The organism is Chitinophaga sp., from assembly GCF_036569185.1.
Taxonomy (GTDB): Bacteria; Bacteroidota; Bacteroidia; order Chitinophagales; family Chitinophagaceae; genus Chitinophaga.
This window is the reverse complement of record NZ_DATCRD010000269.1, coordinates 1-12,087: the sequence shown is the minus strand read 5'-3', so window position 1 is coordinate 12,087 and position 12,087 is coordinate 1. Positions and strand designations below refer to the sequence as shown.

11 protein-coding genes are annotated in these 12,087 nt (G+C 46.9%); 10 read left to right on the top strand and 1 reads right to left on the bottom strand.

Annotation, left to right across the window (positions count from 1 at the left end):
* Window positions 1-41 precede the first annotated feature (41 nt).
* Window positions 42-1,424, bottom strand: a complete 1,383-nt coding sequence (gene glmM / locus VIM72_RS20855) for a phosphoglucosamine mutase (RefSeq protein WP_332004761.1) — start codon at window positions 1,422-1,424, stop codon at window positions 42-44.
* 167 nt (window positions 1,425-1,591) lie between these two features.
* Between glmM and VIM72_RS20850 the strand changes: the two genes are divergently transcribed.
* The 10 genes from VIM72_RS20850 to VIM72_RS20805 all read left to right on the top strand — a co-directional run bounded on the left by VIM72_RS20850 (window position 1,592) and on the right by VIM72_RS20805 (window position 11,972).
* On the top strand, window positions 1,592-3,610 hold the full coding sequence (locus VIM72_RS20850) for an LTA synthase family protein (RefSeq protein ID WP_332004760.1): 2,019 nt from the start codon (window positions 1,592-1,594) through the stop codon (window positions 3,608-3,610).
* Window positions 3,611-3,620: 10 nt separating this feature from the next.
* Window positions 3,621-4,388: a class I SAM-dependent methyltransferase gene (locus tag VIM72_RS20845; RefSeq protein WP_332004759.1), complete on the top strand. Its 768-nt coding sequence runs from the start codon at window positions 3,621-3,623 to the stop codon at window positions 4,386-4,388.
* Between the two features lie 2 nt (window positions 4,389-4,390).
* A complete protein-coding gene (locus VIM72_RS20840; RefSeq protein WP_332004758.1) occupies window positions 4,391-4,969 on the top strand; it encodes a phosphatase PAP2 family protein in 579 nt (192 codons plus the stop codon).
* Entirely contained in the window at window positions 4,966-5,697 is a 732-nt protein-coding gene (locus tag VIM72_RS20835; protein WP_209862543.1) for a ZIP family metal transporter, read from the top strand. The genes VIM72_RS20840 and VIM72_RS20835 overlap by 4 nt, the downstream gene beginning before the upstream one ends.
* A gap of 23 nt (window positions 5,698-5,720) precedes the next feature.
* On the top strand, window positions 5,721-7,010 hold the full coding sequence (locus tag VIM72_RS20830) for a hemolysin family protein (RefSeq protein WP_332004757.1): 1,290 nt from the start codon (window positions 5,721-5,723) through the stop codon (window positions 7,008-7,010).
* Window positions 7,011-7,157: 147 nt separating this feature from the next.
* Window positions 7,158-8,693 carry an aromatic amino acid ammonia-lyase gene (locus tag VIM72_RS20825; protein WP_332004756.1) on the top strand — a complete coding sequence of 512 codons (1,536 nt, stop codon included), beginning with the start codon at window positions 7,158-7,160 and terminating at the stop codon, window positions 8,691-8,693.
* A 48-nt stretch (window positions 8,694-8,741) separates the two neighbouring features.
* Window positions 8,742-9,470 (top strand): 3-oxoacyl-ACP reductase FabG, encoded by a 729-nt coding sequence (fabG, locus tag VIM72_RS20820; protein ID WP_332004755.1) that lies wholly within the window; start codon window positions 8,742-8,744, stop codon window positions 9,468-9,470.
* Window positions 9,471-9,518: 48 nt separating this feature from the next.
* The gene (locus VIM72_RS20815) at window positions 9,519-10,745 is read left to right on the top strand and encodes a beta-ketoacyl-[acyl-carrier-protein] synthase family protein (protein ID WP_332004754.1); all 1,227 of its coding nucleotides are present in this window, start codon (window positions 9,519-9,521) and stop codon (window positions 10,743-10,745) included.
* Between the two features lie 94 nt (window positions 10,746-10,839).
* On the top strand, window positions 10,840-11,097 hold the full coding sequence (locus tag VIM72_RS20810) for an acyl carrier protein (protein WP_332004753.1): 258 nt from the start codon (window positions 10,840-10,842) through the stop codon (window positions 11,095-11,097).
* A complete protein-coding gene (locus VIM72_RS20805) occupies window positions 11,097-11,972 on the top strand; it encodes a lipid A biosynthesis acyltransferase (protein WP_332004752.1) in 876 nt (291 codons plus the stop codon). The genes VIM72_RS20810 and VIM72_RS20805 overlap by 1 nt, the downstream gene beginning before the upstream one ends.
* The last annotated feature ends 115 nt before the right edge of the window (window positions 11,973-12,087 follow it).

The following is a 12,087-nucleotide window of genomic DNA, read 5'->3' as shown; positions in this document are numbered from 1 at the left end:
TAATCCTGAGTCAGACAAAATCCGCGTATCGCCGAAGGCGATTAGTGCATGAACTCTTTAATATCCTGCATGATCCTTTTGGCAATATTATCTGCGGTGGTTTCGTTCTGGCTTTCTGCGTAAATACGGATAATGGGCTCTGTATTGGATGTACGGAGATGTACCCAGTCTTTATCGAACTCGATTTTCAACCCGTCTTCTGAATTTAAAGGCTGGTTCTTATACTTCACCTTGATCTTTTCAAAGATGGTTTTTACATCCACACCTTTATCCAGTTCTATTTTATTTTTGGAGATGAAATAGTCGGGATAGCTGTTGCGTAAGGCTTTGATGCTTTTTTTGCTATGCGCCAGGTGGCTCAGGAAAAGACCGATACCGATCAGGGCGTCGCGGCCGTAGTGAAGGTCGGGAACAATGATGCCGCCGTTGCCTTCTCCGCCGATCACCGCGTTGGTGTCTTTCATTTTCTTTACTACATTCACTTCGCCTACTGCAGAAGGGGTATATTGACCGCCATGCTTCAGCGTTACATCTTTCAGCGCCTGGGTAGACGACATATTGGAAACGGTATTACCTTTTCTTTTGCTCAGCACATAATCGGCTACCGCCACCAGGGTATATTCTTCGCCAAACATGCCTCCATCTTCACAAACAAAGCAAAGACGGTCCACATCCGGATCAACGGCGATGCCAAGGTCGGCATTGGACTTATTTACTTCATTGGAAAGAGCGGTCAGGTTTTCTGCCAGCGGTTCAGGATTATGGCTGAATTTTCCGTTTACTTCCGCAAACAGCACTTCTACTTCTTCCACACCCAGTGCTTTCAGCAGGGGCGGAACAAATAAGGCGCCGGTAGAATTTACCGCATCCACCACAATTTTGAAATTGCGTGCTTTAATGGCAGGCACATCCACCAGCGGATAGTTTACTACCAGGTCGATATGTTTCTGGAGGTAAGAATCGTTGGCAGTGTAGGAGCCTAGTTTATTTACGTCCGCGAAGTTAAAGTCTTCCTGTTCTGCTATCTCCAGCAGCTGGGCGCCATCTTCCCCGGAAATGAATTCGCCTTTGCTGTTCAGCAGCTTCAATGCGTTCCATTCTTTAGGGTTATGGCTGGCGGTAAGAATAATACCGCCTGCGGCATTTTCCATCGTAACTGCCAGTTCCACGGTAGGGGTGGTAGATAAACCGAGGTCTACTACATCAATACCAAGCCCGTTCAGGGTGGATACTACCAGGTTTTTTACCATTTCGCCGGAAATACGGCCATCACGGCCTATTACCACCTTACGGTTGTCTGTTTGCCGGCTCAGCCAGGTGCCGTAGGCAGCGGTGAATTTTACCACATCTAATGGAGAAAGTCCCTCGCCGGGCTTACCGCCTATGGTTCCGCGTATGCCGGATATCGATTTGATCAGTGCCACAAGATTCAATTTTTAAAGGAAGGCAAATATAAAAAAATCCATTCCAGAAATCCTAATTATGAAAAGATGACCATTCACAGGCCGGTGTTATCCCTATTTTTAAATTTTACACATGCACTTTTCACTATATTTGCAGCTACGCTTTTCAAAAAACAGCTATACGTTACATGCAATACTCGTGGAAGAATATACCCCGGTATATTCGTTATGTGTTTGTTCAAACGCTTTACCTCTTCCTGCTAATGGTAATGTTCAGGGCTATTTTTTACCTGTTCTTCTTTAAAACCACCATTACAGCGCATGCAGCGATACTCAAAGCCTGGAACCTGGGATTAAGATTTGACCTCCGGTTGGCACTTTACCTCATGATCCCCATTTTGTTATTAACGCTCATCACCCGGAATAAATTTTTTACCTCGCGGGCTATACGTAATATCAATTTTACTTATTTCTTTTTTATTTACCTGCTGCTCACCCTTCTTTATATCCTCGACCTGGGTCATTATGATTACCTGGGGCAACGCCTGGACCCTTCTGTATTGAGGTTTCTCGCAAAAGGGGAACGGGCGGATAATGCCCGGATGGTATGGCAAAGCTACCCGGTAGTGAGAGGCGCTTTAGGGATTTTTGTTTTCATGTTCCTGGTATACCGCCTGCAGAAAGCTACCTGGAGGAAATTCGCTGCCCAGCCGGTGATCCACCTGCGTAAATGGCCTTTTACCGGTTATGTGACCGGGATGGTATTACTGTTTGCGGCAGGGATTTACGGCAACATCGCTTATTTCCCGCTTCGCTGGAGCCAGGCCATGTTTACCCGCGATAACGGCGTAACCAGCCTGGGGCTCAATCCCATCCTGTATTTTGCGTCCAACTTCTCTGTAAAGGGCGACACTTACAACCTGGAAGCGACCAAAAAATATTATCCATATGTAGCTTCCTATTTTAAAGTGGACTCCACCGATGTGAATAACCTCAACTATGTTCGTACCGTGGCGGGCGATAGCAGCAAGCCCCGGCTCAATGTTGTGCTGGTAATGCTGGAATCGACCGGTGCGGCAGTAACCAGTATGTATGGCAATCCCATGCAGGCCACGCCCAACATGAAACGGCTGGCCGACAGCGGCATCCTGTTCAAGAATTTTTACGTGCCGGCCATCAGTACCGCCAAAACGGTATTTGGCGTACATACCGGTTTACCTGATATCACTGCCGTGAAAACAGCCAGCCGCCATCCCAAAATGCTGGACCAGCGGATTGTAATGGACCAGTTCAAAGGATATGATAAACTGTACCTGTTGGGCGGCAATACCAACTGGGCCAATATCCGCGCGGTGTTCACCAACAATGTGGAAGGGATCCGTATTTATGAGGAAGGCATGTATAAATCCGGAAAGGCTGATGTATGGGGGATCTCCGATTATGACCTGATCACTGAAGCGAGTGGTATTTTTAAGGAAGATAATGATAAGAAGCAGCCTTTCGTGGCCTTCCTCCAGCTGGCAGATAATCACCCGCCCTACACTACCACCAGTGGCGCCGGCGATTTCAAAAAGGTGACGGAGAAAGACCTGGACATGAAAAAGTTCAAACAATCGGGCTTTGTATCGGTCGACCAGTTCAATGCCCTGAGATATGAAGATTATAACGTGGGACATCTTATAGATATGGCGCGTAAAGATGGTTATCTTGATAATACCATTTTTGTATTTTTCGGAGATCATAACTGCGTGCTCAACCCATACAGCTTTATGCCGCTGCCGGAATATGAGCTGTCTACCGGCGGCGTACATGTAACCGCATTTATGTATAGTCCGAAACACCTGGCGCCGCAAACTGTAACCACTCCCGGCAGCCTGCTGGATGTGTATCCCACAGTAGCGAAAATGGTGGGAATGCCTTACAGGAACTATACATTGGGCACAGATCTTTTCGATAGTGCCCGGGTGAACGATAAATATGTGTTTATGACCTATCTGCGTAACCAGATGCCTTTTTACGCAATATTGGGCGATCGTTACCTGTACGAAATAAATATGGTTACCAATGCTACTGCATTGTACGACCTGAAAGGTGATCCGTTGAAGAATATCAGTGCACAGCAGGCGGATACAGCAAAAAGCCTTGATAATTTAACACGTGGCTTTTACGAAAGCACCCGATATTTGATGTTTAATAATAAAAAATAGCTGTTACCTTTTGTTGATAGCTGCTGCACAAAACATGGAAGTAGATAAACTATGGTTTAAGGATTGGTTTAATTCTCCCTACTATCACCTGTTGTATAATAACCGGGATGAAAGGGAGGCTGCGGCATTTATCGATAAGTTGCTTACCTACCTGCAGCCCGCACCCGATGCGGAAATGCTGGATGTGGCCTGTGGAAGGGGGCGGCACGCTAAATACCTGGCAGACAAAGGTTATTATGTAACCGGGATCGATCTGTCTATTGAAAGCATTAATGTGGCAAAAAAGCTGGAGAACGACCACCTGAGCTTTTTTCAGCATGATATGCGTTTACCTTTTTGGGTAAACTATTTTGATGTGGTGTTTAACTTCTTTACCAGCTTTGGTTACTTTGAAACGCAGCGCGATAATGACAATGCCCTGCGCACACTTGCCAATGCGCTGAAACCGGGAGGTAAACTGGTGCTGGACTACCTGAACAGCAGCTATGTGGCCACCCACCTGGTGACGGATGAAGTAAAGGAAAAAGACAATGTGGTATTTGATATCCGCCGGGAACTGAAAGCGCATAAATTTATGAAGCAGATCAGTATCCTCGATAAGGAGAAAATGCGCCGCGCTACCTACACCGAAAGCGTGAACGCCTTTACCAGGCCGGAATTTGAAGCCATGTTTGCCAGGCAGGGGCTTGCAATAACAGAAATATTCGGCGACTATCACTTTAACAGCTATGATGAGCAGCGTTCGCCACGACTGATCATTATCGCCACAAAATCGTAGCCATGCTTGAATCGATATTACGCGGGGATCTCCGGCTTTTTTTTCATATCAACGGGCAATGGTACAATGGATTCCTGGATGTGGTGCTGCCTTTTTTAAGGGAGCCGTTTGTTTGGGCGCCGCTGTACCTGTTCCTGGCGCTGTTTGTCACTATTAATTATGGCTGGAAAGGTCTTTTCTGGATCCTGTTTTTCCTGCTGTGCTTTGCAGTAGCTGATCAGAGCAGCCTGTACCTGAAAAGCGCCATTGGAAGGGTGAGGCCCTGCAGGGATCCGCTGGTGTCGCACTATGCCCGGGTACTGGTGGTGTATTGTCCCATGAGCGGAAGTTTTACTTCCAACCATGCCGCCAATCATTTTGCCCTGGCTACATTTTGTTTCATAACTTTAAAACATGCATTTCACCGGTACGCCTGGTTATTCTTTGTATGGGCCGCTGCTATCGGCTATGCACAGGTATATGTAGGGGTGCACTACCCGCTCGATGTAGCAGGTGGCGCGGTACTGGGTATTTTAATCGGGCTGCTGAGCGGCAGTTTTTTTCAACGCCGCATAAGACTGGAGCCTGAACTCGCATCATGAACTGGAACTATCTGATACTGATACTGGCTGCAACCATTGCTGGTGGGATGATCCCCATGACAGTAAAACGCATTAATGCCAACTTTTCTATTTACCTGCTTGCATTTACAGGGGCTTTTCTTTTTGGTGTGATCATTATGCACCTGTTGCCCGAAGTATATGAAGAGCTGGGGCACCAGGCAGGCATTTATATTGTGCTGGGATTTTTCCTGCAGGTATTCCTGCAGCAGCTTTCTCATGGAATGGAGCACGGACATACCCATATGCCGCAGGAGCATCACCATCATATTGCTGTAACACCGCTGCTGCTGGGGCTTTCCATTCATGCGTTCATGGAAGGGCTGCCACTGGGATTTAAATACAGTGATCATTCTGCGCTGCCATCGCTGATGGCAGGCGTAGCTGCTCATAAGATCCCGGAAGCATTAACGCTGATCACGGTGATGATGCATGCGCACCGCAAACGCGCGGAGCTCTGGCGGATCCTGGTCATTTTTGCGCTGGTAACGCCGCTGGCAGCAGTATTGGCAGGTTGGCTGGGTAGCCGTTTTGAAGTGGTACAACATTATCTTTTATACGTAGTGGCGCTGGTGGTGGGGGCATTTTTGCATATTTCCACTACTATCTTTTATGAAAGCGGCACAAAACATCATGAGCTCAGCAGGAAAAAAGTACTGGCAATAGCCATAGGCCTGATCCTGGCATTTCTGACCCTGATATTTGAATAATTTTTTATTTTTAGGCTTTATATATGGAAGTCGTCATTATCCTCATCCTTATTTTATTGAACGGCCTGTTCTCGATGTCGGAGATAGCATTGGTCTCGGCCCGGAAGATCCGATTGGAGAACCAGGCCAATAAAGGGGATGAAAAAGCAAAGGCAGCTTTAAAGCTGGCCAACAATCCGGACACCTTTCTCTCTACCGTGCAAATCGGTATTACCCTGATCGGCATCTTAACGGGTATTTATTCAGGCGAGAACATCAAAACCGATGTGATGGCCTGGCTGAACACCTTCCCGCTTATACAGCCTTACAGCAGCGTGGTGGCTACTATCCTTATTGTAGTGGTGATCACTTATTTTTCTATGGTATTGGGAGAACTGGTACCTAAACGCATAGGGCTGGCCCGGCCCGAAGCCATCGCCAAGTTTATGGCTAAGCCCATGCAGGTGCTTTCCTGGCTTACTTTCCCATTCATCTGGCTGTTAACGGTTTCTTCCGCCGCTCTCATAAAATTATTCAACCTCAAATCAGGGGAGCCGCATGTTACGGAAGAAGAGATCAAAGCCATCATTAATGAAGGCACCAGCTCCGGCGCCATTGAAGAAACAGAACAGGAAATTATAGAAAGGGTATTTCACCTGGGCGACCGAAATATCACTTCGCTCATGACCTATCGCAACGATATTACCTGGCTGGATATCAATGATGACCCCGCTACCTACCGGCAAAGGATCCTTGAAAGCCTGCACTCGGTGTATCCCGTTTGCGACGGACAGATAGATACCATTAAAGGACTGATCACTATCAAGGACCTGTATTCCTTATCCGGCGATGCTGCCAGGCTCGCAGAAATTATCCGCAAACCGCTGTTTGTGCCGGAAAATAATACCGCTTACCAGGTATTGGAAAAATTCAAGGAAACACATCTGCACGCCGCTTTTATTGTGGATGAATATGGCACCTTCCTGGGAATGATCACGCTGAATGATATACTGGAGGCCATTGTGGGCGATATGCCGGAAACAGCTGAAAGCGATGATTATGAAATGGTGCTCCGGGAAGACGGTACCTGGCTGGTAGATGCACAGATACCGTTTTACGATTTCCTGGAAGAATTTGATAAGGAAGACTGGATGACCGAATTTGAGCAGGATTTTGATACGCTGGCAGGTTTCATCCTGCATCACCTGGAACATATTCCGCAAACAGGCGAGAAGTTCTCCTGGCGAGATTTTACCTTTGAAATAGTGGACATGGATGCACATCGTATCGACAAAGTACTGGTTACACCGCCAACAACAACAGAAGAAGAATAGGCTTGCTCTCCTTCCCGGATAAGTAATAACCGCATGCGTAATTACCCGTAATTCGACGAATGGGGTTGTTATTTATTTGGATAAATCTAGCTTTATGCTAATTTTGAGCACTTTTTTACATATACAAATAATTTAATTTAAGATAAGATGGTTGCAATAGGAAGTAAGGCACTGTCCCTGGAAGAAGTGTACAGGGTCCTTTTGGGCGGCGAAGAGCTGACGTTGGAAACAGCCGCTTTGCAGCAGGTAGAAGCCAGTTTTCTATTCCTGGAGAAGTTTTCTGCAAAGAAACTGATCTATGGTATCAATACCGGTTTTGGTCCCATGGCCCAATACCGTATCAGCGATGAGGATACGTTCCAGTTGCAGTATAACCTGATCCGCAGCCATAGCTCCGGGGCAGGGAACTGTATGTCGCCTTTGCACACCAAAGCCCTCATGATAGCGCGTTTGAGCAGCTTTATGCAGGCGCATTCCGGTATTCATCCGGAAGTGGTACATCTTTTAAAAGACCTGATCAATAAAAACGTATATCCCTGTGTGTTTGAGCATGGCGGTGTAGGCGCCAGCGGCGACCTGGTACAGCTGGCCCACCTGGCGCTGGTACTGATCGGGGAAGGAGAGGTTTGGTATGAAGATAAATATCAGCCTACGGCAGATGTATTTGCAAAATTAGGCCTGAAGCCCATAGGCATTCACGTGAGAGAAGGCCTGGCCATTATTAACGGTACATCCGCTATGACGGGTATAGGGCTGATAAACCTTATTGAAGCAAAGAAATTATTGGGATGGTCAGTGGTATTATCTGCCATGATCAATGAAATAGTGGAAGCATTCGACGATCATCTCTCTGCAGAACTGAATGCCGTAAAAAAGCATGAAGGCCAGCAAAAGATTGCAGCTAAAATGAGGGAGATCCTTACCGGCAGTAAAATGGTCCGCCATCGCCCCGATCATCTTTACAAAGAACTGGAAGAGGAAATTTTTAAAGATAAAGTACAGGAGTATTATTCCCTGCGCTGTGTTCCGCAGATCCTGGGCCCTGTTTACGATACCCTTGTACAGGCAGAAAAGCTGGTGGTACAGGAGCTGAACTCCGTAAGTGATAACCCCGTGGTGGATCATCACCTTGAAAACGTTTTCCATGGCGGAAATTTCCACGGCGATTATGTTTCCCTGGAAATGGATAAGATCAAGATAGCGATCACCAAATTATCGATGCTGGCAGAAAGACAACTGAATTACCTGCTGAATGAAAAGCTGAATCATAAGTTTCCTCCATTCATGAACCTGGGTAAACTTGGCTTCAATTTTGGAATGCAGGGGGTGCAATTCACGGCAACCTCCACCGTAGCGGAAAACCAGACGTTGTCGTTCCCGATGTATGTGCACAGTATCCCCAATAACAACGACAACCAGGATATTGTGAGCATGGGCACTAACGCCGCTACCATGACCAGCAAAGTAATAGAAAATACTTTCCAGGTATTGGCCATACAGGTAATGACGATGTTGCAGGCGGTGGATTATCTGAATTGCCAGGACCGTTTGGCAGGGTTCTCCCACAAAGTATACCAGGAAGTGAGAGCAATTTTCCCTAAATTTATTGAGGACAGCCCGCGTTATAAAGATCTTCAGCAAATTAAAGCTTACCTGGTAAAAAACACGCCAATCCAGTTCTGATCAAACAATAGTGGTTAGCCATCATTCGTAATTCGTAATTTGTAATTCATGAAATGTGCATTAGTAACAGGAGGGTCAAGAGGGATAGGAAGGGCAGTATGTATCAGGATGGCCGAAGCAGGTTATCATGTGCTGATCAACTATAAGGGAAATGAGGCTGCGGCGCTGGAAACGCTGGAAGCGGTGCAGGCCAAAGGCAGTACGGGTGAGCTGATACCTTTTAACGTAGGCGACGCCGCCGAAGTGCAGCAGGTATTGGGCAGCTGGGTGGAGAATAATAAAGATAAACAGATTGAAGTGCTGGTGAACAATGCCGGCATCAGGGAAGATTCCCTGATGTTCTGGATGAACGAGGCGCAATGGAGCAATGTACTCAATATCAGTTTGAATGGATTTTTTAACGTCACCAAACAGGTGCTGAACAGCATGTTGCTAAAGCGTTACGGGCGTATCATCAACATGGTATCGCTGTCTGGTATAAAAGGGTTACCCGGTCAAACCAATTACTCTGCTGCCAAAGCAGGGGTTATCGGGGCTACAAAGGCGCTGGCACAGGAAGTAGCAAAAAGGGGGGTAACGGTAAATGCCGTTGCACCTGGTTTCATTAAAACAGATATGACAGCCGAACTCAATGAAAAAGAGCTCGCAGCACAGGTTCCGATGAACCGGTTTGGCACTGCCGAAGAAGTGGCAGATGCTGTTGCCTTCCTGGCATCCAGGTCGGCAGGTTATATTACCGGCGAAATTTTGAACATCAATGGGGGGCTTCATACTTAATAACGTCAATATACCGGGCTAAAGGCTAACCGCTAAAAGCTAAGAGCTATGAACAGAGTAGTGATCACTGGGATGGGAATCTATTCCTGCATCGGAAAGGATATGCAGGAAGTGAGGGATTCATTGTATCAGGGTAAATCCGGCATTGTGCTGGACCCTGAAAGAAAAGCATTTGGTTACCGTTCCGGGCTAACCGGGTATATAGAAAGGCCCGAGCTCAAAGGGCTGCTGGATCGCCGTGCAAGGCTGATGATGCCCGAGCAGGCGGAATTTGCCTACATGGCCACCCGCGAGGCACTTGCCCAGGCGGGAATAACGCCTGAATATATCGATTCTACCCCCATAGGGCTTTTATATGGCAACGACAGTTCTGCGAAACCGGTGGTGGAAGCCAACGATATTATGCGGGCAAAAAAAGATACCATGCTGGTAGGTTCGGGGTCTGTGTTCCAGACCATGAACTCCACGGTGAATATGAACCTGGCCACCATCTTTAAGCTCCGGGGTGTGAACTTCACTGTAAGCGCAGCCTGCGCCAGTGGTTCGCATGCCATCGGGCTTGGGTATATGTTTATCAGGAACGGGATGCAGGACGCAGTGATCTGTGGCGGCGCCCAGGAAGTAAATGTATACGGGATGGGTAACTTTGATGCCATTGCCGCATTTTCTGTAAGGGAAGATGATCCTACCCGCGCTTCCAGGCCTTTTGACCGTGACCGCGACGGGCTGGTGCCCAGTGGCGGCGCTGCCACTGTGATCCTGGAAAGCCTGGAATCTGCACAACGCAGGGGCGCTACCATTTTAGGGGAAGTGCTGGGATATGGCTTTTCGTCGAACGGTGCACATATATCCAATCCAACTGTAGACGGACCTGTAAGATCCCTGCAGATAGCCCTGCAGGATGCGGGATTACAGCCGGGTGATATAGAATATATCAACGCCCACGCTACCTCCACCGCCGCCGGTGATGCCAGCGAGGCCAAAGCCATTCACGAAGTGTTTGGCGCCTCCCGGCCTTATGTAAGCTCCACTAAATCAATGACCGGCCATGAATGCTGGATGGCCGGCGCCAGTGAAATTGTATATTCCATGCTCATGATGCAGCATGGCTTTATAGCCCCGAATATCAACCTGGATAACCCCGATGAGGATGCCGCCAGGTTAAATATTGTAACCAATACAATTAATAAAAATTTTAATATATTTTTGTCAAACTCTTTTGGCTTTGGAGGAACAAATTCCTCCCTGATTGTAAGGGGGTGGAATGGAAAATAAATATGCTTAACTTTGGCGCTCGGAATAGGAATAGCTGACTAACAGACTGAATAAACACAAATTATTAACCGACCTATATCTGATTTCACACTTTATGGACATTAGAGAGATAATAACTGTTACGAATAAGTTTCTGGTAGAGGAGTTTGAAGCAAACCCCGCGGCCATCACGCCTGAAGCAAACATGAAATCCACGCTGGATCTGGATAGCCTGGATTATATCGACATGGTGGTAGTAATAGAGGATAACTTCGGATTTAAAGTAAAACCGGAGGAATTCCAGGCTATTGTTACCTTCCAGGATTTCTACAATTATGTAGCCACTCGTGTACAACAAAAAGAACTGGTATAATGCCTTCCTGGCAAGGAAAGTCTAAAGGAAATAAGTTCGGATATAGTTGTTTTGTTTTCCTGTTGAAGCATGGAGGGGTAGCACCGGCGTATCTGCTGCTGAAGTTTGTGGCCTTCTATTTTTTTGCGTTTTCCTGGAGTTCCTCAAAACCTGTCTATCATTATTTCCGCACCAAAATCGGCTACAGCCGGGCGCGCGCCTTGCTCAGTTTATACCGGAATTATCATGTGTTTGGCCAAACCCTCATCGATAAGGTGGTGGTAATGGCTGATATGTCCAATAAATTCACTTTTGAATTTGAAGGGGAACATTATCTGCGTGAAATGATTGCCGGTGGCAAAGGCGGCATCCTGCTAAGCGCACATGTGGGTAACTGGGAAGTAGCCGGTCATTTGTTCAAACGCCTGCAAACCCGTATCAATATCGTGATGTTCGACGGAGAGCACCAACGTGTAAAGGACTACCTTTCCGGTGTTACGGGCGACCGGAACATGAATGTTATCGTGATCAAAGACGACCTTTCGCACATTTATGCCATCAATGAAGCATTGAACAATAAGGAACTGGTATGCATGCATGCCGACAGGTTCCTGCCAGGCAATAAAACAATAACGGCGCCTTTTTTAGGACAGGATGCCCGTTTCCCGGTAGGGCCTTTCCTGCTGGCTGCCACTTTCCGGGTACCGGTTTCCGTGGTATTCGCCTTCAAGGAATCAGCTACCCATTATCATTTTTTTGCCACTGAGCCCCGTTTGTATCACGGCCGGCGTAACCAGGGAGTAGAAACCGCCCTGCAGGATTTTGTGCAGCATGTGGAAGAAAAAGTATACCGTTACCCGGTGCAATGGTTCAATTATTACGATTTTTGGGAATAATGCGTGTTTTTACTGTTAATAATTTCGTATAATTCTATTTATTTCGTGTTACATTTTTAATAATAACTTGTGCAGATGTTTATTCATACAGACGATATTACCGCGTACATCCCAC